21 protein-coding genes and 1 tRNA gene are annotated in these 20562 nt (G+C 63.2%); 5 read left to right on the top strand and 17 right to left on the bottom strand.

What is annotated here, in order from left to right; all coding sequences use genetic code 11:
* The first annotated feature begins 1 nt into the window (after position 1).
* Both E2L06_RS01315 and E2L06_RS01310 read left to right on the top strand, forming a co-directional pair.
* Positions 2-2068, top strand: a complete 2067-nt coding sequence (locus E2L06_RS01315) for a DEAD/DEAH box helicase (protein ID WP_138777875.1) — start codon at positions 2-4, stop codon at positions 2066-2068.
* A 142-nt stretch (positions 2069-2210) separates the two neighbouring features.
* Positions 2211-2897 carry a hypothetical protein gene (locus tag E2L06_RS01310; RefSeq protein WP_138777873.1) on the top strand — a complete coding sequence of 229 codons (687 nt, stop codon included), beginning with the start codon at positions 2211-2213 and terminating at the stop codon, positions 2895-2897.
* A 118-nt stretch (positions 2898-3015) separates the two neighbouring features.
* Here E2L06_RS01310 and E2L06_RS01305 read toward each other — a convergent pair whose 3' ends face one another.
* The gene (locus E2L06_RS01305) at positions 3016-3270 is read right to left on the bottom strand and encodes a pro-sigmaK processing inhibitor BofA family protein (protein WP_138777871.1); all 255 of its coding nucleotides are present in this window, start codon (positions 3268-3270) and stop codon (positions 3016-3018) included.
* Positions 3271-3507: 237 nt separating this feature from the next.
* Between E2L06_RS01305 and E2L06_RS01300 the strand changes: the two genes are divergently transcribed.
* Positions 3508-3580 (top strand) — tRNA-Pro (locus E2L06_RS01300).
* Positions 3581-4069: 489 nt separating this feature from the next.
* Here the strand turns inward: E2L06_RS01300 and E2L06_RS22310 are convergent.
* The 3 genes from E2L06_RS22310 to E2L06_RS01285 form a co-directional block, all read right to left on the bottom strand.
* The gene (locus E2L06_RS22310) at positions 4070-4324 is read right to left on the bottom strand and encodes a hypothetical protein (RefSeq protein ID WP_138777869.1); all 255 of its coding nucleotides are present in this window, start codon (positions 4322-4324) and stop codon (positions 4070-4072) included.
* Between the two features lie 123 nt (positions 4325-4447).
* Positions 4448-4708, bottom strand: coding sequence for a hypothetical protein (locus E2L06_RS01290; protein WP_138777867.1), 261 nt, complete (start codon positions 4706-4708; stop codon positions 4448-4450).
* On the bottom strand, positions 4709-5359 hold the full coding sequence (locus E2L06_RS01285; protein WP_138777865.1) for a hypothetical protein: 651 nt from the start codon (positions 5357-5359) through the stop codon (positions 4709-4711). It lies immediately after the preceding gene.
* Between the two features lie 849 nt (positions 5360-6208).
* On the opposite strand from E2L06_RS01285, the gene E2L06_RS01280 reads away from it, so the two are divergent.
* Complete coding sequence (locus E2L06_RS01280; protein WP_138777863.1) at positions 6209-8311, top strand: minichromosome maintenance protein MCM; 2103 nt, start codon at positions 6209-6211, stop codon at positions 8309-8311.
* Positions 8312-8353: 42 nt separating this feature from the next.
* Here E2L06_RS01280 and E2L06_RS01275 read toward each other — a convergent pair whose 3' ends face one another.
* The 5 genes from E2L06_RS01275 to E2L06_RS01255 form a co-directional block, all read right to left on the bottom strand.
* Positions 8354-9247, bottom strand: a complete 894-nt coding sequence (locus E2L06_RS01275; protein WP_138777861.1) for a transcription initiation factor IIB family protein — start codon at positions 9245-9247, stop codon at positions 8354-8356.
* An 88-nt stretch (positions 9248-9335) separates the two neighbouring features.
* A complete protein-coding gene (locus tag E2L06_RS01270) occupies positions 9336-9671 on the bottom strand; it encodes a hypothetical protein (RefSeq protein ID WP_249361351.1) in 336 nt (111 codons plus the stop codon).
* A 90-nt stretch (positions 9672-9761) separates the two neighbouring features.
* Positions 9762-11021 carry a threonine synthase gene (gene thrC, locus E2L06_RS01265; protein WP_138777859.1) on the bottom strand — a complete coding sequence of 420 codons (1260 nt, stop codon included), beginning with the start codon at positions 11019-11021 and terminating at the stop codon, positions 9762-9764.
* Positions 11022-11078: 57 nt separating this feature from the next.
* Positions 11079-11462, bottom strand: coding sequence for a helix-turn-helix domain-containing protein (locus E2L06_RS01260; RefSeq protein ID WP_138777857.1), 384 nt, complete (start codon positions 11460-11462; stop codon positions 11079-11081).
* 69 nt (positions 11463-11531) lie between these two features.
* Positions 11532-11780, bottom strand: coding sequence for a hypothetical protein (locus tag E2L06_RS01255; protein ID WP_092933274.1), 249 nt, complete (start codon positions 11778-11780; stop codon positions 11532-11534).
* Between the two features lie 183 nt (positions 11781-11963).
* On the opposite strand from E2L06_RS01255, the gene E2L06_RS01250 reads away from it, so the two are divergent.
* The gene (locus E2L06_RS01250; RefSeq protein WP_092933276.1) at positions 11964-12431 is read left to right on the top strand and encodes a histidine kinase; all 468 of its coding nucleotides are present in this window, start codon (positions 11964-11966) and stop codon (positions 12429-12431) included.
* Positions 12432-12598: 167 nt separating this feature from the next.
* On the opposite strand, the gene argF is transcribed toward E2L06_RS01250, so the two are convergent.
* The 8 genes from argF to argH all read right to left on the bottom strand — a co-directional run bounded on the left by argF (position 12599) and on the right by argH (position 20560).
* On the bottom strand, positions 12599-13528 hold the full coding sequence (gene argF, locus E2L06_RS01245; protein ID WP_138777855.1) for an ornithine carbamoyltransferase: 930 nt from the start codon (positions 13526-13528) through the stop codon (positions 12599-12601).
* Positions 13529-13560: 32 nt separating this feature from the next.
* Complete coding sequence (locus E2L06_RS01240) at positions 13561-14631, bottom strand: [LysW]-lysine hydrolase (protein WP_138777853.1); 1071 nt, start codon at positions 14629-14631, stop codon at positions 13561-13563.
* A complete protein-coding gene (locus E2L06_RS01235; protein WP_138777851.1) occupies positions 14628-15779 on the bottom strand; it encodes an aspartate aminotransferase family protein in 1152 nt (383 codons plus the stop codon). Before E2L06_RS01235 ends, E2L06_RS01240 begins: the two co-directional genes overlap by 4 nt.
* Positions 15776-16642: an acetylglutamate/acetylaminoadipate kinase gene (locus E2L06_RS01230; protein ID WP_138777849.1), complete on the bottom strand. Its 867-nt coding sequence runs from the start codon at positions 16640-16642 to the stop codon at positions 15776-15778. Before E2L06_RS01230 ends, E2L06_RS01235 begins: the two co-directional genes overlap by 4 nt.
* A complete protein-coding gene (argC, locus tag E2L06_RS01225; RefSeq protein WP_138777847.1) occupies positions 16643-17689 on the bottom strand; it encodes an N-acetyl-gamma-glutamyl-phosphate reductase in 1047 nt (348 codons plus the stop codon).
* Positions 17689-18564: a lysine biosynthesis protein LysX gene (lysX, locus tag E2L06_RS01220; protein WP_138777845.1), complete on the bottom strand. Its 876-nt coding sequence runs from the start codon at positions 18562-18564 to the stop codon at positions 17689-17691. The genes argC and lysX overlap by 1 nt, the downstream gene beginning before the upstream one ends.
* A 91-nt stretch (positions 18565-18655) precedes the next feature.
* Positions 18656-18820, bottom strand: coding sequence for a lysine biosynthesis protein LysW (gene lysW, locus E2L06_RS01215; protein WP_008013846.1), 165 nt, complete (start codon positions 18818-18820; stop codon positions 18656-18658).
* A gap of 228 nt (positions 18821-19048) precedes the next feature.
* Positions 19049-20560 (bottom strand): argininosuccinate lyase, encoded by a 1512-nt coding sequence (gene argH / locus E2L06_RS01210; RefSeq protein ID WP_138777843.1) that lies wholly within the window; start codon positions 20558-20560, stop codon positions 19049-19051.
* Positions 20561-20562: the final 2 nt, after the last annotated feature.

Raw genomic sequence — 20562 nt, 5'->3', positions numbered from 1 at the left:
CGTGTCGAAGCAGGTCCAGCAGGTCGATACGATCTTCTGTCACGAAACCGGCGACGACTACCTGATCGTCGTCGAACGTGACGGCAAACGGCTGTTCAGAGCGAAACTCGGACTCTCGGAAACCTCCGCCGGCCCCCGCCCCGCGAAGTTCCGACTCAAAGACGGCTCGAGCGAAGAGCCCCGCCAGCCCGACGAGTTCGTCGAACTCGCCCGTCGAGCCAAACGCATCCGCATCTCCGAGCAAACCTCGCCCGAGGGACGGCGCGAACTCACCGAAATGCTCGCAGGCTATCAGCTCGAGGACAAGGCCAAGACCGTCCGGACCTGCCGTTACTGTGCCTCCGCGGGCCAGTACTCGCCGATCACCACCGACACCGCGGTCAAAGACGACAACGACTGGATCTGCCGGGACTGTGCCCGTCAGGAACTCGAGCGCCAGCTGTCCTTTTCGGGCAGTGGCGCGGTCACCGGCGCAGCCAAAGAGCGCCTCGAGGACCTCATGCTCGAGGTCCAGGACCTAGAACGGATCGTCAACCTGCTCAAGGGCCAACTCGATCCCGATCTGACGAAGTTCGATACGATTTCGGCGACGACCGACGAGGTCGACCCCGTCCGGATCGACTCGCTGAACCTGCACCCGGGGCTGCAGGGCTTGCTCGAGGATCGGTTCGAGACCCTGTTGCCGGTCCAGAGCCTTGCCGTCGACCATGGACTGTTCGACGGCGACGACCAGATGGTCGTCTCCGCGACGGCGACCGGGAAGACCCTCGTCGGGGAGATGGCCGGCATCAACCGCGTCTTGAACAATAAGGGCACGATGCTCTTTCTCGTGCCGCTGGTGGCCCTGGCCAATCAGAAGTACGAGGACTTTCAGGACGAGTACGGCCACCTCGTCGACGTCTCCATCCGCGTGGGTGCGAGCCGGATCGCCGACAACGGCAACCAGTTCGATCCCAACGCCGACGTCATCGTCGGCACCTACGAGGGGATCGACCACGCCCTGCGGACGGGCAAGGACATGGGCGACATCGGGACCGTCGTCATCGACGAGGTCCACACCCTCAAAGAAGAGGACCGGGGCCACCGGCTGGACGGCCTCATCTCGCGGCTCAAGTACACCTGTGAGCAACGCGCCAAGCGCCACGACGACTACGGCGGTGCACAGTGGATCTACCTCTCGGCGACCGTCGGCAACCCCGACCAGCTCGCGGGCGCACTCGAGTCGAAGCTCATCGAGTTCGAGGAGCGCCCAGTCCCCATCGAGCGCCACGTCACCTTCGCGGACGGTCAGGAGAAAGTCCGCGTCGAGAACAAGCTCGTCAAACGCGCGTTCGACACCGAATCCTCGAAGGGGTATCGCGGGCAGACGATCATCTTCACCAACTCGCGGCGACGCTGTCACGAGATTTCGCGGAAACTCGAGTATTCCGCTGCACCCTATCACGCCGGCTTAGATTACAAGCGCCGCAAGGAGGTCGAACGCAAGTTCGGCGAGCAGGAACTCTCCGCGGTCGTCACGACCGCTGCACTCGCAGCGGGGGTCGACTTCCCAGCCTCGCAGGTGATCTTCGACTCGCTGGCGATGGGCATCGAGTGGCTCTCCGTCCAGGAGTTCCACCAGATGCTCGGCCGCGCGGGGCGACCCGACTACCACGACAAGGGGACGGTGTACGTCCTCGTTGAGCCCGACTGTGCCTATCACAACTCGATGGAGATGTCCGAGGACGAAGTCGCCTTCAAACTCCTCAAGGGCGAAATGGAGTCGGTGATGACCCACTACGACGAGGCCGCCGCCGTCGAGGAGACGCTGGCGAACGTTACCGTCGGCGGCAAGGCCGCGAAAGCGCTTAACGACCGCATGCTCGGCGACGTGCCGACGAAACACGCCATCGGTAAACTGTTGCAGTACGAGTTCATCGACGGCTTCGAACCCACGCCGCTGGGTCGCGTCGTCACGGAACACTTCTTAGAGCCCGGGCAGGCATTTACCCTGCTGGACGGCATCCGGAAGGATGCCCACCCCTACGAACTCGTGGCGGACATCGAACTGCGCGACGCAGATCTCTGATCGCGTTCGCAGTGGATCGGTACCTGCCGACAACGCGGTGGAGACGGCCATCACTGTTTTGACGCCCATCCGGGCGGCCAGAACGATAAAGAGCGAGAGGCGGTAATCCATTGCCAGGACGGGTATTCGCCCAACAGTCACTATGAATCCGACCTCGCCAGCCGCGATCGAGTCGCCGGCAACCGTCCTGCTCGTCCACCCGCGTCAAACAGTACCCGACGCCTGCGAGGAACTGTGCGGCGACGACGAGACGGCACATCTGGCGGTCACCTTTGCCGACGCCGAGCCAACCTGCTCTACAGCGGCGATCAACGGCCAGTTCGGTCAGCTCACGGTCGGGAACGTCCTGACCGACGCGACCGACGAGTCGACGCCGGACTTTACGCAGTCGGTCGTCACCGACTCGATCCTCGATCCGACCGACCTCACTGCGATCGGCATCGCAGTGAGTCGCTTTTGCGAACACTGGGGCGACACTGACGAGAAGTTGACAGTCTGTTTCGACTCGCTCGATGCCCTTCTGCGACACACGCCACCAACGGACGTCTTCCAGTTTACACACGTCCTCGCGAACCGGCTCGCGAGCGTCGACGCTGACGCCCACTTTCATTTCGATCCGACACGCCACGAGGATCGTGTCGTCTCGACGTTCGGGGCGATCTTCGACGCCGTCGTCGCCACCGACGACGACGAGTCGCTCCCGGAAGCGACCGACGAAGACATCGCCACGACGCAGGCCGAGTGGGAAGATACGCCGCTGATCACTACCGATCCCGATGCGATCTCCGAGGCAACCGACGAGGATATTCAGCGCGTGCTTGACGACTGACACTACTGGGGACCAGTCACAACGACACCGGTCGCATGCGTGCGACCGTCACCGGTGGGGACGGCCACGACGTCGCGCCCGACTTCACGCCGTTCTGTCCGGCAGTATGGATTCCTGATCACGGAATAAAGGCGAACCCGAACAACGACAGCGCAAGCACGAGCACCGAACCTGGGATGCCACCGACTGCAACGACTACAACCGTCAGCGGCGACACCGCCACCGTGACGCCGAAGCCGACCTGGGCGAGGTATAACACCACGAGCCCACCCACCGCGTTGATAATGAACGGCCGGGCAACCGCAACGAGCTGTGCCGCCCCAAGAACGAGTAGCAAGACGAGGATCACAAGCAGCAACTCGAGTCCGGTCATAGAGGCGCTATCACGGCATCGGACAAAACCGTTCGTTCAGTCGTCGATGACTCTCTCAGGGTTTGATACGGACTCCTGTGCGTCATTTCCGGTGCAACCGCTACCCGCACTGCGGTTGCACCGGTACATCGGTACAGCAGACCGTATGAGACACCGCCTCGAGCGAGGGCGGTCACACAGCGGGAGCCAGCGGGAGAACGAAACGCTTTATGCAATGGGGGCGATATCGATATGTACGGGATCGTGGGTTAGCTTGGTATACTTCGGGCCTTGGGTGCCCGTGACCCCGGTTCAAATCCGGGCGATCCCATCCTCTTATACGAGGTTTCCCAAAAGCAGTAAGCGATGCGGCTGGTTTCGCTCGTCTGATTAGAGATGGTCGCAGTGAGCCTTACCGTCGAGCAGCGGATATGGGGCAAGCCGGCAAGAGTAGGAAACGGCCGTTCGTACCCTGGGCAGACGCCGACGCGCCGATCGAATGTACAGCTCGCGATCACACCGCTGAAGCAAGTAATGAGTGTGATTACGATGCTCGCTGGAAATGGGGTTCTAGAGAAAGTACGTCGGCGGTGAGACCGTCACAATCGCTGAGGGCGACCGCAAACTCTGTGGACGAGTGTTTATCCAACAGGAGGAGACATCGCCCGTGGTGGAAAGCAGTGAGTCATACTGCCGGACAGAACGACGTGACTGTCAGTCGCGCTGCTGCGGCCGTCACCGGTGGAGATGGCCGCGAATCCGCGACCGACTTCGTATTGACTGCTGTCCGGCAGTATCACAAGTGGGGCAATGGTGGTTTCTAGGCAGTAACCATCCACGTTGTACTTGACGAATAGCCCCACTTCTCGATCTCGAGTTTGGTGTCGGCTTGCTGTATAGCTGGGATGTTCGTGCCTACTTCTTTTGGCGTTAATCCCAGGTCATTCGCGATGCACCGTGATTTGAAATACGCTTGGTCAGTGGTGTGATTCCGGAGATAGGCAAGGATCCGGTATTGTTTTTCTGTGAGGTTTTTCTCTGTGCTGATCCCCGTATGGTTCGTTTGTATCCCCATTACAATCATACCATCCTGGATATTTGGGTTTGTTATTAATCGACTACTCACAGGCTATCTAATGAAAGTCGGTCATACCGACGTGTCAATAGCTTATTGAATGATTTACGTCCACTCTTTCAGTTAATCTGTCTCGTTCGTCTTCGGCTCGGCCGTGTTCGTCTCGTTCGTCTCCGGCTCGACTTTGTTCGTCTCGTTCGTCTCCGGCTCGCTGATCACATTGACGGTGGATACGTCATCCATGTCGTCCATGTCGGTAGAGACGTTTCCCGCGGCGACGTGGGTGTCGCTAAACAGTGCTCCGGTCCCCGGTCCGCCTGCAACCGCAGCGCAGACCAGTGCCGCACAGACACACAGGGTAGCGAGACGCAGCGCCGAGGACATTCACTCCACCCCCTCGACGGAACCGCCGTCGGGTGCCGGATCGGTCGGCGTGTCGTCGGCGGCCTCCGTCTCACCGTCTGGACTGGGTCGTGGTCGATCATCCTTGGAGACTCGCTCGGCGAGCAACAGGCCGCCCGTAGCGAGCGCGAATAGGAGACTCGCAAACGCGATCGAAAACGTCAGCACGGTTCGTAACTGGAAGGCCACGTAGGCCGCGTACGGCGTGACAAGCACCAACACGATGGTCGTGGTGGCTAGATCAGTTGGATGGATCGCAAGCAGCGGTGGTCCGTCAGTCTGGCCGGGTTCCGACCGGCCGTCGTCAGAGGACCGTTCAGCGAGCAACAAGCCACCTGCGGCGAGCGCCGTAAAGAGACTCACAAACACGACCGAAAACGTCAGCGCGGTTCGTAACCGGAAGGCCACGTAGGCCGCGTACGGCGTGACGAGCTCCAGCGCGATGGTCGTCATAGCCAGGTCAGCCGGGTGCAGTGCGAGCGTCGGTGGCCCGTCGGCTGGATCGCGTTCGTCCGATCCGGCTTTGGCTTCCTCCGGTGATGACTCATCCGTGCTGGCTCCCGCCCCGTTTCGATACCGCTTCGCGAACTGCCACGCAGTTGTGGGTAAACCGGTGGCTCGTCGTTCGAGCACTGCGATCCTAACGAATCGCTGCCTGTTTTCCGGTACAGAAGAACTCTCGTGATCGATGAGTGCGGCTGCTCGAGCACGACGTGGGTGGTATCCGGGGCCGCACTGGCCGTATTCACACTGTCGGCACGCCGGTTCTCTCACAGTATCGACCGGCAGTATTACCCGTCAGATCACGACGCGGTGCCCGACCCGGCGCGCTTCGCGGATTCGATGTCGATGAGCACGATCGAGATGCACAGTCCGTCGAGTTTCTCACCGACCACGAGAAAGCACACCGCAAGAAGGGGCGAGACGGCGAGCGAGTCGTCAGGCTCCCGAACACGGTTGCGAGACTGGCGACGGGCACATCCGTACCGGTCGACTCGAGGAGTTCGGCGACGATAGCCGCCGGCCGACAAGCGGTAGTACTGACCAGCGGGCAGCACCAAAACCGAAGGCCAAGAACTAAATCATGAGTTCGGGAGTGAGGTGTTCTGAGGGACGCAGTCAACAGGAACCACACGGAGGACGATCAGACTGACTACAGTGAGGATCGAGTGGTGTACCGATCATCTCGATTCGTTTGGATCACCTCGATTCTATGTAGTGGGGAACAACCAATGAAGCCTTCCGTGGAAGCAATAGTACAGCCCTGTCGAAAAACGGTGCCCGATGGCGGCAATAAGCTCGTTTTATCAGCAGTGCGTCCAGTTGTGGTACGCAAGCGACGACCCCATCGTCGAATGTGACCCGAACACACGTGCGTTCGACGATGGCTAGCTGACCGCTTGCAGTGGTCACCGCCTCGAGCCTTCAGTTTCGCCCCAGTTTACGACCATTTATACCCGATGGCAGCCCTAGGACGGTGCAATGGCGCAAGCGGGCAACTCAGAACTCGTCGACCTATTCGAGCAGTTCTTCCGTAACTACTACGACAACGAGATCAAGCAGCTTGCCCAACGCTATCCCAACGAGCAACGGTCGCTACACGTCGACTGGCAGGACCTCTATACGTTTGATCATAATCTCGCCGATGATTTCCTGAATAAACCCGAACAACTTCAGCAGTACGCCGAGGAGGCGCTACGATTGTACGACCTCCCGATCGACGTCAGTCTCGGGCAGGCCCACGTCCGAATTCGAAATCTCCCCGAGACGGAGTCCCCCGAGATCCGAGAGATCCGCGCACCGGACATGAACTCCCTTGTGCAGGTCCACGGGATCGTCCGCAAAGCCACCGACGTCCGTCCCAAAATCGAAGAGGCCGCCTTCGAGTGCCAGCTCTGTGGCACGCTGACCCGCGTCCCCCAGTCGAGCGGTGATTTCCAGGAACCCCACGAGTGCCAGGGCTGTGAACGACAGGGCCCGTTCCGCGTCAACTTCGACCAATCCGAGTTCGTCGACTCCCAGAAACTTCGCATCCAGGAAAGTCCCGAAGGCCTGCGCGGCGGTGAAACTCCCCAGTCGCTCGACGTCCACGTCGAAGACGACATCACCGGCGAGGTCACCCCCGGCGATCACGTCTCCGCGACCGGCGTCCTCCGCCTCGAGCAACAGGGCGACAATCAGGACAAGTCACCTGTCTTCGACTTCTACATGGAGGGGATGTCCGTCGACATCGACGAAGAGCAGTTCGAGGACATGGACATCACCGGCGAAGACAAGGAAGAAATCGTTCGGCTCTCCTCGAGCGAGGACATCTACGACAAGATGATCGCCTCTATTGCGCCCTCGATCTACGGCTACAATCAGGAGAAACTCGCGATGATCCTCCAGCTGTTCTCGGGCGTGACAAAGCAGTTGCCCGACGGCTCGCGGATTCGTGGGGACCTGCATATGCTGTTGATCGGTGATCCGGGGACCGGTAAATCGCAGATGCTAGGCTACATCCAGAACATCGCACCCCGCTCGGTCTACACCTCGGGCAAGGGGTCGTCCTCGGCTGGTCTCACAGCCGCCGCGGTCCGCGACGACTTCGGTGACGGCCAGCAGTGGACCCTCGAGGCCGGCGCGCTCGTCCTCGCCGATCAGGGAATCGCGGCGGTCGACGAGCTCGATAAGATGCGCTCGGAAGATCGGAGTGCTATGCACGAGGCCCTAGAGCAACAGAAGATCTCCGTCTCGAAGGCTGGTATCAACGCGACGCTCAAATCGCGCTGTTCGCTGCTCGGTGCGGCAAACCCCAAGTACGGGCGCTTCGATCAGTACGAGCCGATCGGCGAGCAGATCGACCTCGAGCCGGCGCTCATCTCGCGGTTCGACCTGATTTTCACGGTCACCGACCAGCCTGACGAGGAAAAGGACCGCAACCTCGCCGAGCACATCATCACCACGAACTACGCTGGCGAGTTGACCACCCAGCGCGAGGAGATGAGCTCGCTCGATGTCAGCGACGCCGAGATCGACGAGATGACAGAACAGGTCGATCCGGAGATCGACGCCGAACTCCTTCGGAAATACATCGCCTACGCCAAGCAGAACTGTCATCCGCGAATGACAGACGAGGCCCAAGCAACGATTCGGGACTTCTACGTCGACCTGCGCTCGAGAGGGACCGACGAGGACGCTGCCGTTCCCGTCACGGCCCGGAAACTCGAGGCACTGGTCCGACTCGCGGAGGCAAGCGCCCGTGTTCGGCTCTCGGACACGGTCGAGCAGCGTGATGCCGAACGGTCCGTCGAAATCGTCCGGTCGTGTCTCCAGGATATCGGTGTCGATCCCGAGACCGGCGAGTTCGACGCGGATATCGTCGAGGCCGGCACGTCGAAGTCCCAGCGCGATCGGATCAAGAACCTCAAGGGACTCATCAGCGACATTGAGGAGGAGTACGACGATGGCGCGCCAGTCGACATCGTCTTGGAACGGGCCGAAGAGGTCGGCATGGACCACTCCAAGGCCGAACACGAGATCGACAAGCTCAAACAGAAAGGCGAGGTCTACGAGCCGAGTACGGACACGCTCCGGACGACGTAACCGCGAGCGGCGCCCGCTATTAGCGTTTCAACAGGTCCAACATCAGAGTTCGTTGATGTTCGTAACAGTCGCCCGGATCGTCACTGCTGCGACATCGGCGATCTCGGCAGCCGCTGTCTGCGTGATCGATGGCCACTCGTCGCGCTCTCCCGCTGCCCTGTAGAGACAGGCCGCAGCGACGCCACCGGGATTCCGACCACCGATCTGGCCCGCCTCGAGCAAGGCCGCGACGTGTTCTCGCGCGCGACGCTCGACGGCCGTCCCGAGTTCGAGTTCCGAGGCAAAGCGCGGGAGATACTGGGTGGGATCGATCGGTCCCGTCTCGAGGCCGAGTTGACGGTTCATGGCATCGTAGGCGGCCGAGAGTTCGGCATCGTCGGCGCGTGCGACGGCAACGATCTCGTCGGTCGTTCTGGCGACCGAACGGATCCGACAGATCGCATACACTGCAGCGGCAGCAAACCCCTCGAGCGACCGGCCCTGAAAGAGCCCTTCGGACTGGGCGGACTCGAACAGTGCACAGGCTTGTTCTCTGACGGAGTCCGGTAACGAGAGCAAGGCAGTGAGCCGTCTGATTTCGGCGAACCCGTACACCTGATTTCGGTCGGCTTTCGATGCGATCCGTGCGCGATTGTGTTCGCGGCGAAGGCGAGCGATCTGCCGTCGTTTCCGGCCAGTCAGCCGAGTACTGGAGCCTGCGTGCGAGCCGTATCCGATCTCCGTCGAGAGTCCACGGTCGTGTCGCGACCGAGTTAGCGGCGCACCGGTTCGTCTCGGATCGGACTCGTCGTCCTCGAACGACCGCCACTCCGGGCCACGATCGATCTCGTCTTCTGCTGAGATGAGTCCACACTCCTCACAGATGATTTCTGCACCCTCCTTCCGTAATCTGCCGTCGCACTCGGGGCAGCCCGGATACGTATCAGTATCTGCCATTGGTTATCCCCACCCGTTCAGTAGTTTGTATCCGTATTTAAATTATTAGATATGTAAATAAAATAAAAATGTCGGCAACTGGTGAGAGTTACCGATCGAAGAGTCGTGTCAGCACGGATCGTGACCACGATCCAGATTTGCGGGATGACGGTTCCGTGGCGGCCGTCCAATCGGCCAACAGGCGTTCGTACTGGTCGATGATCGCCTGTCGGCGTCGTTCGCTCGCCTCGAGTGCCTGCTCGAGTGCGACGATTCGAGCGGAGAGCCGTATCCGTTCGATCCGAGCGGCAAGCAACGCGGGGTGGTGTGTCGACTCGGTGATGGACCGGTCATACCTTATGCTCGGTTCGACGGGGCCGTCGAAGCTGATCGGCCGGTGTCGCTCGGTAACGTGGGAGGCGGAGTCGTCTTGTTCGACGGACATGGCTCGACAGCGACGACCACACGGAGCGAGAAAAAGGTCAGTCAGTCGCGTGTCAGACGCGTCTGACGCGGGTCGTGCGTCCGATGGACGTTACTCCGAGAGGCGCTCGAGTACTCCTTCAGTGTCAGCCGGCACGGGTTCGGGCTCGCTGCCGGCGGCGGCCGCCGCGTCGGGGTCTTTGAGCAGGTGGCCAGTCGTCAGGCAGGCGACGCGCTCGTCGTCGTCGACGACGCCCTCGGCGCGGAGCTTCCGCAGGCCGGCGATCGAAGCGGCGGAGGCGGGTTCGACACCGATCCCCTCGCTTGCGATGTCGCGCTGTGCCTCGGTGATCTCCTCGTCGGACACCGAAACGGCGGTGCCGCCGGTTTCGCGGATTCCGGGGAGGGCCTTCGGCGCGTTGACCGGGTTGCCGATCCGGATCGCGGTCGCGCGCGTCTCCACGTCGTCCCAGCGCCGGACTTCGTCGGCCTCGTTTTCGATCGCCTCGACCATCGGTGCGGCCCCCTCAGCCTGCACACCCGTCAGCTTGGGTACGTCGTCCTCGTCGAGTTCGCCGGCCTGGACGAGTTCGCGGAAGGCCTTGTAGAGCGCCGAGGTGTTGCCCGCGTTGCCGACCGGCAGGACGATCCGGTCTGGAATGGCGTCGTAATCGGCGAGGAAGCCCTCGAGAATTTCGAGGCCGATCGTCTTCTGGCCCTCGAGGCGGAAGGGGTTCAGCGAGTTCAGCAGGTAGACCTCGCCCTTGGCTGCGAGTTCCTGGACGATGTCGAGGCAGGCGTCGAAGTTGCCGTCGACCTCGAGGATGCGTGCGCCGTGGAGACTCGCCTGGGCGATCTTGCCAGCGGCGACCTTGCCGGCGGGCAGGAGAACGAGCGTCTCCATGCCGCCGCGGGAGCCGTAGGCGGCCAGTGCAGCGCTCGTGTTTCCGGTCGAGGCACAGGCCAGTCGACCGACGCCGAGTTCCTTCGCGACGCGGACGCCGACGGTCATCCCGCGGTCTTTGAACGAGCCCGTGGGGTTCATCCCCTCGTGTTTGATTCGCAGCGCTTCGACACCGATCTCGTCCTCGAGACGGGGCACCTCGTACAGCGGCGTCGCACCTTCCTGAATCGAGACGCCTTCTGCGAACGGCAGCGCGTCGGCATACCGCCAGACGCCGTGGCCCTCGAAGTCGTCGAACGTCGGGAGCTCGGCGTAGCGAACCTCGAGCAGTCCGTCACACTCATCACAGGTGTAGCGAACGTCGTCGAAGGGAGCGAACGTCTCGCCACACTCGATGCACTCGAGCCAGACGCCCTCGTCGGCGTCGGCTGGTTGTTCCGGCTGCTCGGCCGAGAGACTGAGACTCATTATCGGGTGGGAGGGATGCAACAGGGAAAAAGTGAGTGGATTCGGCGATGACGTGGGTTACTCGATCGTCTCGTCGAACTCGTCGATCACGTCGTGGACCGTTGCCGTCCAGACGTCTAGCGCTTCGTGCAGCATCTCTTTGACTTCTGGCAGCGCGATCGCCGTATACTGGTAAATGTAGCCACCACCGTCCAGCAATCGTCGATCCCGGCGAACGAGGTCCCGCTCGTGCAGCGTCGACAGCGAGCGGTTGACCGTACTCCGGTCGCGCTCGAGCGTCGTGGCCAACTCTTCGATCGTACTGCCGGGCTGGGAATACAGTGTCAGGTAGGTGCGAGTCTCGTGATCCTCGATTCCGAACACGCAGCTCATGACTTTTTCGAACGGGGGGTTCGATTCCTCCATCAGTTCCCCGAGGCGGTGCTGGGGGGTGTCAGGCATACAGGCCCGTACGGCCGCAAGCGTCAAAATACTCGTCACGGCCGGCCGGAACGTATAGACGCGCCGTCGTCACGCGTCCTCAGCTGTTGCTCCATAGCCCATGTTCCGGATACAGGTCCGCATCTCGCGTTCGGTCTCGTGGCGGTGGAGCCGCGTCGGTGTATCACAGTAGTACACCGAGCCGTCGTATCGCAGCGTCACCTCGTACTCTCCCTGCGCCGCTGTCGTCGTAATCACGACCCGTCGCCCGTCCTCGATCGCGTCCATGATGGCATCCGCTTCGAGGTCGCCAGCCGAGATCCGGAGCGGGTTCGACATCGCGTGAGAGTGAGTGCGCTGGTCCAAAGAAACTTCGTGTCATTGCACCCCGCTGCTGTAATCACACTTGCTCGGCTGGCTCAAAGGCCGCCCGATAGGCAAAACCGAACGCCGGGAACCGGCTGTGCACGACCAGTCCCGAACCGGGATACCGCTACACTGACTCAGGGTGTGTGATGTCATATGGCATCAGAGACAGTAACCAAACGACCCGAACGAACTCAAACAGCACTCGAGCCCTGGCAGGCAGGGACCGTCGGCGGTATCATCGGCGCGATCGTGTTCGGCGCGATGATGGTGGTCCAGACGCCTGGCGTCCTCGAAATGGCGATCCCAGCGATGTACGGGCTCGAAGGCGGGCTCGCGGGGACGGTCGTCCACCTCTCCCACGGCGCGGTCATCGGGGTCGTCTTCGCGGCGCTGCTGGTCGCAACGGGGCGTGCCGACGCGAGTCCGACGACGGCGGGGCTCCTCGGACTCGGCTACGGCGTCGGGGTCTGGCTGGTCCTCGCCGTCTTCGTGATGCCGATCTGGCTCTCGGCAGTCGGGTTCGAACTGGCACCTGCCGTCCCGAACATCGCCGTCGAGAGTCTCGTCGGCCACGCTGCGTACGGACTCGTCCTCGGCGTCGTGTACGCAGTCCTCGAGTGAAAAAGCAGGATCGAACAGCTACTCGAGCAGCCAGCTCAACAGCGCTTTTTGGGCGTAAAGCCGGTTCTACAGCCCGCCTTTTTTCCGTTCGGGTCAGCAGAGCTGACCCCTCACGCAAAAAATCTGGACCAAAAAACCGATCACTCACTCCGTTCGTGATCGACTGACTACTCGAGCAGCCAACTCAACAGCGCCTTCTGGGCATGAAGTCGATTTTCGGCCTGATCGAAGACGATCGACTGCTCACCCTCGACGACGTCGTCGGTAATCTCCTCGCCGCGGTGGGCCGGGAGACAGTGCATCACCGACGCGTCGGGGGCGTGCTCGAGCAGGTCGGCGGAGACCTGGAAGCCGTCGAAGTCGTTCATCCGGACATCGCGTTCGTCCTCCTGGCCCATCGAGATCCAGACGTCCGTGTAGATGACGTCGGCGTCGGTGGCCGCCTCGATGGGATCGGTCGTGATCGTCGGATCGCCGCCGAGTTCGTGGGCGCGCTCGAGAACGGCATCATCGACTTCGTACCCCTCGGGCGTCGCGATCGTCAGATCGACGCCGGTCAGGGCACAGCCGAGGGCGAACGACTGGGCGACGTTGTTTCCATCGCCGATCCAGGCCGCCGAGACGTCCTCGAGGCCACCTTCGTGTTCGCGGATCGTCTGCAGATCCGCGAGCGTCTGGCAGGGATGAGCATCGTCGGTGAGTCCGTTGACGATCGGCACCGACGAGTATTCGGCGAGTACCTCGACGTTCTCGTGTTTGAAGACGCGAGCCATCACCGCGTCGACGTACCGCGAGAGCGCACGCGAGGTGTCTTTCAGCGGTTCGCCCCGCCCGAGCTGGATGTCGTCTTCCCCGAGGAAGATCGCGTGCCCACCGAGCTGGGTCATGCCCGTCTCGAAGGAGACGCGGGTTCGGGTACTCGCCTTCTGGAAGAGCATCCCTAAGGTCTGTCCAGACAGGTCGGCGTGGTCCTCGCCGGCTTCGACAGCGCGTTTGTACTCGTCGGCCCTATCGAGAACTGCGAACAGTTCCGCCTCGGAGAGGTCATCGACGTCGAGGAAATGTCTCGGCTGTGTATCGTCAGTATCTGTCGTCATAATATGATAGCTCGTCTGCGAATACTTATTGTTCAGTCCTCACTGAGCGTCCGCGCGACGCGCTCGAGGATTGCGACCGACTGATCGAACTCCGACAGCGGGAGCCGTTCGTCGGGTGCGTGATCGAGGTCGGAGTTGCCGGGCCCGTAGGTGACCATCGGACAGTCCCAGGCGCCAGCGTAGATGTTCATGTCGCTGGTGCCGGTCTTTCGCACCAGACGCGGGTCGTCGCCTTCCTTGCGGATGGCGACGCGGAACGCCCGGGCGACCTCCGTTCGCGGACTCATCATCACCGGCGGCACCTTGTCCTTCCAGGTCACGGTCCCGACCTCGAGTTCAGCTTCTGCGGCTTCGCGGACGGTCCCGACGTCGAGCGCCGGTGGCACGCGCAACTGGACGTCCATCGTCGTCTCGACGGAGAGGCCGTCCTCGCTGACGCCGCCTTCGATGTCGACCGGTTTGGTCGTCACCTGCTCGAAGATCGGTTCGTACTCGTCGCCTTCGAAGCGTTCCTCGACGGCCGACCACCAGCGAACGGCGTGTTGGATCGCGTTCGGGTCCGGCCGCGAGGTATGGCCGGATTCGCTTGTCGCGACGTACGTGCCGGCGATCAGGCCACGATAGCCGAGCGTGATCCCATCGGCTCCCGAGGGCTCGCCGTTGACGACGGCGTCCGGGGACTCGTCTCGGTCGTCGACGAGATAGCGCGACCCCTTCGAGTCGACTTCCTCGCCGACGACGCCGACGAAGGAAACGCCGGTGCGGACGGCCGCAGCTGCCATCGCGGCGAGCGGGCCGGTCGCGTCGACGCTGCCACGGCCCCAGAGGATCTCGTCGTCGCCGGTGTCTTCGACCTCGACGGGGATGTCCCCCGGCACGGTGTCGATGTGAGACGTCAACAACACGGCGTCGTCCGCTGGCGCGCGGACGTTCCCGACCGCGTCGATCCAGACCTCACGGTCGTGGGCCTCGAAGAAGTCAACGAGGCGTTTGGCCGCCTCGCGTTCCTCGCGGGTCGGCGAGGGGATCGAGACGAGATCGACCAGTAGGTCACGAGCCTCCTCGAACGAGACGTCCGTCGGGTCGCCCGTGCTCGCGTTCATGATTCGGTGTCGTCGGGTGCGATGACCGCGCCCAGCGCGTCCACGAGTTGGTCCGCCCCGTCGTTGTCGATCACCAGCGGCGGCAGCAGGCGCAGGACGGTTCGCCCTGCGGGCAGCGCCAGCACCTGGTGGTTCATCGCGAGGTCACGGGCGACGCGGTTCGCCCCCCGCTTCAACTCGATGCCGACGAGCAGTCCCTCACCGCGGACCTCACGCACCTCGTCACCGAGCGTGGCCTCGAGTTCCGTCGTGAGATAGTCGCCCATCGCGGCGGCGTGGGCGGGCCACTCCTCTTCGACCAGCGTCGAGATCGTCGCGTGGACCGCCGCGGTGACGACGGGGCCACCGCTGAAGGTCGAATTGTGCGAGGCCGCGCCGTCGGCGATCCAGTCCCGAACCGCGACGCCGCCGATCGGGAGGCCGTTGCCGAGGCCTTTCGCGGTCGTGAGGATATCGGGGGTGACGCCTGCGTTCTGGCAGGCCCACATCGACCCCGTCCGTCCCATGCCGGTCTGGACCTCGTCGAAGACGAGCGCCGCGCCGGCCTCGTCAGTGCATTCGCGGGCGGTCTCGAGATAGCCCGCAGGCGGAACGTTGATTCCGCCTTCGCCCTGGATCGGTTCCAAGATCACGGCCGCGGTCTCGTCGTCCACGGCGGCCGCGAGTTCCTCGTCGTCGCCGTAGGGGACGAACTCTACGTCGCCGGCGAGCGGCTCGAACGGCTTCTTGTACTTGTCCTTCCAGGTCGCCGCGAGCGACCCCATCGTCCGCCCGTGGAACGAGCGGGTCGCGGCGACGATCTTCGACTCGCCGGTCGCCGACCGGGCGAACTTCAGCGCGGCCTCGTTGGCCTCGGTCCCGGAGTTACAGAACCAGGCCTGATCGAGGCTATCCGGCGTCGACGCGACGAGCGCGGCGTAGGCATCCTCCCGCGACTGGACGGGATAGGACGAGTCGACGAACGTCAGGTCGGCGACCTGCTCGGTGACCGCGTCGACGACTTCGGGATGAGAGTGGCCGAGCGGCGTGCAAGCGTAGCTCGCCCCGGCGTCGATGTACTCCGTCCCATCGGACGTGTAGAGGTACGGCCCCTCCCCGCGCTCGATGCCGATCGGCTTGCTGCCGGAGACGAAATCGAGGTCACTCATTCTGCAGCCTCCGTTTCAGCGTCGTCTTCGTCCGCGAGCACGCCGGGCTCGAGAGTCGTCCCCTCGCCCGCAAGCGCGCTCGAGATTGGTTCATCTTCGTTCGCGTCCGCAACGACGACCGAGGACGCGCCGCCCTCGAGTGCTTCCTCGGCAGCCATGACCTTCTTCATCATGAAGCCCTCGGCGGCGTCTTTGACACCCTCGAATTCCTCGGGTGTGGCGGCCGACTCGATCTTGGTCGCCTCGTCGTCGGGGTCCTCGTAGACGCCCGAGACGTCGGTGAGCAAGACGAGGTCTGCCTCGAGTGCGCCGGCGATCGCCGCCGCAGCGCGGTCGGCATCGGCATTAACGGCGGTGTAGCCGCCTGACTTCTCCTTGCCCAAAATCGGGACCGAGACGACGGGCGTGTAGCCACCCGCAAGGGTCGTCTCGAGCAAGTCGGCGTTGACCGACTCGATTTTCCCCGAGTGGTCGCCGCGCTTGATCTTCTTCTTGCCGTCCTCTTTGACGCGGACGGCGGACTTGCGTTTGCCTTCCAGCAGTTTGCCATCGGTGCCCGAGAGACCGACCGCGTCGACGCCCTCGTTGTGCAGGCTCTCGACCAGATCGGTGTTGAGCTTGCCCGGCATCACCATCTTGAAGACGTCCATCGTGCGCTCGTCGGTAAAGCGCCCAACCACTCCTCCTGGAGTCTCGACGTAGGTGGGTTCCTCGCCGAGTTCTTCTAAGGTCTCGTCGACGGCGGTCGAGCCGCCGTGGGTGAGGACGACGTCTTCGCCGTCTTCGACGAGGCTCGCAACGTCGGCGAGTGCGCCTTCGGGATCGACGGCGCGTGCGCCGCCGATCTTGACGACCGTCGTCATCTACGGTGCCCCCACGGGGTGGAGCCCCGTAAACTCGAGTCCGGCCGTCTCCTCGAAGCCCAGCGCGATGTTGGCGGCGTGGACCGCCTGGCCCGCGGAGCCTTTCATCATGTTGTCGATGGCCGAGAAGACGACGATGCGTTTGTTCGACGGATCGAGTTCGAAGCCGACTTCGGCGAGATTGGTTCCCGCGACCGACTTGGGTTCGGGGTAACGGTAGACGCCGGAGCCGCCGGCGGCCATGCGGACGAACGGCTCGTCCTCGTAGCAGCCACGATACGCTTGCCAGAGGTCGCCCTTCGAGACGGGGCCCGACGGGAAGACGTGGCTCGTCGCGCTCGCGCCGCGGATCATATCCACGGCGTGGCAGGTAAAGGACACCGACGTGCCGAGGAACTGCTCGATCTCGGCCTCGTGGCGGTGGCCCGTCGGCGCGTAGGGGCGGACGACGCCCGAGCGCTCGGGGTGGCTCGAGGCCTCGCCGCCGCCGGCTCCCCCTTCGGAGGAACCGACTTTTACGTCGACGACGACCTGTTCGCCGCCTTCGAGAATGTCGTGCTCGAACAGCGGATAGAGCCCGAGGATCGTCGCGGTGGCGTTACAGCCGCCACCCGCGATGAGGTCCGCGCCCGCGAGGTTGTCGCGGTTGATCTCGGGAAGCGCGTACTCGGCCTTTTCCAAGTATTCGGGAGCCTCGTGGCCGTCGTACCACTCGTCGTACTGGTCTTCGGTCTCGAGGCGGAAGTCGGCCGAGAGGTCGACGACCGTATCCGCGATCTCGAAGAACTCGTCGATCTGGCCCATCGAGACGCCGTGTGGCGTCGCCGCGAAGAGCACGTCGACGGACTCGAGATCATCTGGTTCGGTAAAGCGAAGATCCGTGCCGCGAAGCGGCGGGTGGACGGAGCCAACGCTCTTGCCGGCTTTCGACCGGCTCGTGACCTCCGCGAGCTCGACGTTCGGATGGCCGGCAAGCAGGCGCAGGAGTTCGCCACCAGTAAAGCCGGAGCCACCGATGACGGTCGCGGTGACGGTGTCGGCTGCCATTAGGCGCTCACCTCGAGTTCCGGATCGGCCGCTTTGGCTTTCTGCTCGAGCCAGTCGACGACGGTGCCGGCGACGTCGGTCTCGACGGCCTCGTCGAGCGCTTTGAACTCGACGGTGTGGTTGACCTCGTGGACGGTGTAGGAATCACCGGTCTCCATGAGGTCGACGCCGAGTAAGCCGCCACCGACAGCGTCGCTGGCCTTTTCGACGAGGTCCAGCGCGTCGTCGTCGAGGTCGAAGACGTCCGTCTCCGCACCCTTGGCGGCGTTGGTGATCCAGTGGTCCGACGAGCGGACCATCGCAGCGATCGGCTCGCCGTCGACGGCGAGCACGCGAATGTCTCGGCCCGGTTTCTCGACGAACTCCTGGACGTAGAACACCTTGTGCTCGTAGTGGCCGAGCGTCGCCTTGTGCTCCAAGATGGCCTCGGCGGCCGACTTGGAGTCGATCTTGGCCATCAGGCGACCCCACGAGCCAACGACGGGTTTGAGGACGCACGGATAGCCAAAGTCCTCGATGGCCTCCATCGCGGTCTCTTTCGTAAATGCGACCTTCGTCGCGGGCGTGGGCACGCCTGCCTTTTCGAGCGCGAGGCTGTTTTTCACCTTATCGGCGCAGATATCCGCGGTCTCGTGGCTGTTGACCACGGGAATCCCGTACGCCTCGAAGAACTGCGTGGCGTACAGGCTCCGGCTCGTGGCGAGACAGCGGTCGACGACGATGTCGAGATCTGCGAACTCCGCTGGCGCCTCCGAAATATCGAAGGTCTGCTTGCGAACGTCGATCTTCGTGACCTCGTGATCGCGCTCGCGAAGCTCGTTCAACAGGAGCTTCTCGTCTTTGCGAATCCGTGAATAGAGTATGCCTACGTTCACGCGAGCCACCTCTGAATGGATGTAAGGAACTCGCTACGAGCCCCTCGAATCGTGTGCGCAGTGCGGGCCGGTATCGCGCCCGTCTGCAAGGTCACTCACCCCAGTCCTCTTCGAGCTCGGGGGCTCGCTCGAGGACTGGCGGCTCGGTGTCGACGACTTCCAGCTCGGCACCACAGGTCGTACAGTCAACGATCTCTCCGACTTCCAGATCGTCGTGCAGGGACAGTTCAGCCCCACACTCGACGCATTCGGTCATTGTACTCGCACGTGGGAGCCGCGATCCCTTAAAGCCTTCGAACCTAACAGCAAAATTATACTAACTGCACCTGCCTCTAACGGACCGTAGACGCCATCACACCGCAAGTTTACTTTGACATATCATGAAATCGGTAATTCATCCCCTCGCGGGGATCGTCGTCGGAACGGCCGACCGATGGCCACTGGAACCGTCGGCAGGCTCCTTTCGGCCGATCGAGTCACGACGTCAGACATAGCCGTTGACCTCCGACCGGAGCGCGTCGCGAGCCGTCTCGAGTGCGTCCGTCGTGTCCGCGAGTACGTCCTCGTCGGTCGCGAGTGCCTCACGAGCCGATTCGAGCTGGGCGTCAACCGCCTTAGGGGCGGGCCCGCCCTGCGAGTCGCGGCTGGCGACGCTTTCGGCCGGGTCGAGCGCGTCCTCGACGGCGTCGGGATCGACGTGGGCCTCGAGCGAGTCGCCGAGAACCTCTTGGGATGCAGCCTCGAGAGCATCGTAGTCCGCGCCATTCTCGGCGGCGATCGCGACCAGTTCGTGTGCGGTCCGGAACGGCAATCCGTTGGCAGCCAGTAGGTCCGCGACGCCGGTCGCCGTGGAGAAGCCCTCGCCGGCTTCCGCAGCCAGTGTCTCCTCGTTCCAGTCGGCAGTCGCAACCGCGCCCGCGGCGACCTCGCTTGCCTCCGTCACGGCGTCGACGGTCTCCCAGGCGTGGGTCGTCGCCCGCTGGAGGTCACGGTTGTACGCACGCGGGAGTCCTTTGAGCGTCGTCGTCAACCCCTGGACGCTACCGGCCGCGTCGCCCGCGACCGCGCGGACGAGTTCCAGCGTGTCGGGATTTTTCTTCTGGGGCATGATCGACGACGTCGACGAATAGTCGTCCGACAACTCGACGAAGCTGCGGTTCGCGAAGATGATTACGTCTTCCGCGAGTCCCGACAGCGTCGTCGCATGCGTCGACAGCGCCTGAACCGTCTCGAGTAGGAAGTCCCGGCTCGAGGAGGCGTCCATCGAGTTCTCGACGACGCTATCGAAGCCCAGCAGATCGGCCGTGCGCTCGCGGTCGATATCGAACGTCGTGCCCGCGAAGGCTGCGCCACCAAGTGGCGACTCGTTGATCCGCGCATAGGCCTCGAGCAACCGTTCGGTGTCGCGGCGAACGGCTCCCTCGTAGGCCAGCGCCCAGTGGGCCACCGTGGTCGGCTGGGCGGGCTGGAGGTGGGTGTAGCCGGGCATGGTCGTTTCTCGATGTGTGTCGGCCACGTCGACCAAGGACTCGCGCAGCGCGAGCGTCGTCTCGAGTGCCTCGAGAACGTCCTCGCGTAAGCGATAGCGGATGCAGGCCGCGACCTCGTCGTTGCGCGAGCGCGCGGTGTGCATCTTCCCGCCGTCAGCACCGACGCGCTCGATGACGGCCGTCTCGATGGCTTCGTGGACGTCTTCGCCGTCGGGCAGCGAGCCGTGGCCGTCGACCTCGATCGCGTCGAGCGCGGTCAGGATCTCGCCAGCGACGTCGTCGGCGATGATCCCTTGCTCGGCGAGCATGACCGTGTGTGCGCGGTCGACCGCGAGGTCGGCCTGGAAAATGCGTTCGTCCGCTGCGAGCGAGGAGAGGAAGCTCCGGGCGGGGCCGCCGCTAAAGCGGACCCGGCGGACAACGCCCTCGTCGTCCGCGTCGCCGCTGCCGTCGGTTACCACGGTAAGTCCGGACTCGCCGTCGTCGGGAGCACTCTCCTCGGTCATCG

This window comes from Haloterrigena sp. H1, assembly GCF_005938085.1.
Lineage (GTDB): Archaea > Halobacteriota > Halobacteria > Halobacteriales > Natrialbaceae > Natrinema.
Note: the sequence above shows the minus strand (reverse complement) of the source record. Positions and strands in the feature narration are given on the sequence as shown.

What these genes read in the sequence shown, in the direction of transcription:
- argC (WP_138777847.1), bottom strand. Translation starts at nt 17,689, where the DNA reads ATGGCAGCCGACACCGTCACCGCGACCGTCATCGGTGGCTCCGGCTTT.
- E2L06_RS22310 (WP_138777869.1), bottom strand. Translation starts at nt 4,324, where the DNA reads ATGGGGATACAAACGAACCATACGGGGATCAGCACAGAGAAAAACCTC.
- E2L06_RS01230 (WP_138777849.1), bottom strand. Translation starts at nt 16,642, where the DNA reads ATGACGACGGTCGTCAAGATCGGCGGCGCACGCGCCGTCGATCCCGAA.
- E2L06_RS01310 (WP_138777873.1), top strand. Translation starts at nt 2,211, where the DNA reads ATGAATCCGACCTCGCCAGCCGCGATCGAGTCGCCGGCAACCGTCCTG.
- E2L06_RS01270 (WP_249361351.1), bottom strand. Translation starts at nt 9,671, where the DNA reads ATGTCCGTCGAACAAGACGACTCCGCCTCCCACGTTACCGAGCGACAC.
- E2L06_RS01275 (WP_138777861.1), bottom strand. Translation starts at nt 9,247, where the DNA reads ATGGCAGATACTGATACGTATCCGGGCTGCCCCGAGTGCGACGGCAGA.
- E2L06_RS01250 (WP_092933276.1), top strand. Translation starts at nt 11,964, where the DNA reads ATGGCATCAGAGACAGTAACCAAACGACCCGAACGAACTCAAACAGCA.
- E2L06_RS01290 (WP_138777867.1), bottom strand. Translation starts at nt 4,708, where the DNA reads ATGTCCTCGGCGCTGCGTCTCGCTACCCTGTGTGTCTGTGCGGCACTG.
- argF (WP_138777855.1), bottom strand. Translation starts at nt 13,528, where the DNA reads ATGACGACAGATACTGACGATACACAGCCGAGACATTTCCTCGACGTC.
- E2L06_RS01260 (WP_138777857.1), bottom strand. Translation starts at nt 11,462, where the DNA reads ATGCCTGACACCCCCCAGCACCGCCTCGGGGAACTGATGGAGGAATCG.
- E2L06_RS01235 (WP_138777851.1), bottom strand. Translation starts at nt 15,779, where the DNA reads ATGAGTGACCTCGATTTCGTCTCCGGCAGCAAGCCGATCGGCATCGAG.
- thrC (WP_138777859.1), bottom strand. Translation starts at nt 11,021, where the DNA reads ATGAGTCTCAGTCTCTCGGCCGAGCAGCCGGAACAACCAGCCGACGCC.
- E2L06_RS01280 (WP_138777863.1), top strand. Translation starts at nt 6,209, where the DNA reads ATGGCGCAAGCGGGCAACTCAGAACTCGTCGACCTATTCGAGCAGTTC.
- argH (WP_138777843.1), bottom strand. Translation starts at nt 20,560, where the DNA reads ATGACCGAGGAGAGTGCTCCCGACGACGGCGAGTCCGGACTTACCGTG.
- lysW (WP_008013846.1), bottom strand. Translation starts at nt 18,820, where the DNA reads ATGACCGAATGCGTCGAGTGTGGGGCTGAACTGTCCCTGCACGACGAT.
- E2L06_RS01240 (WP_138777853.1), bottom strand. Translation starts at nt 14,631, where the DNA reads ATGAACGCGAGCACGGGCGACCCGACGGACGTCTCGTTCGAGGAGGCT.
- E2L06_RS01255 (WP_092933274.1), bottom strand. Translation starts at nt 11,780, where the DNA reads ATGTCGAACCCGCTCCGGATCTCGGCTGGCGACCTCGAAGCGGATGCC.
- E2L06_RS01305 (WP_138777871.1), bottom strand. Translation starts at nt 3,270, where the DNA reads ATGACCGGACTCGAGTTGCTGCTTGTGATCCTCGTCTTGCTACTCGTT.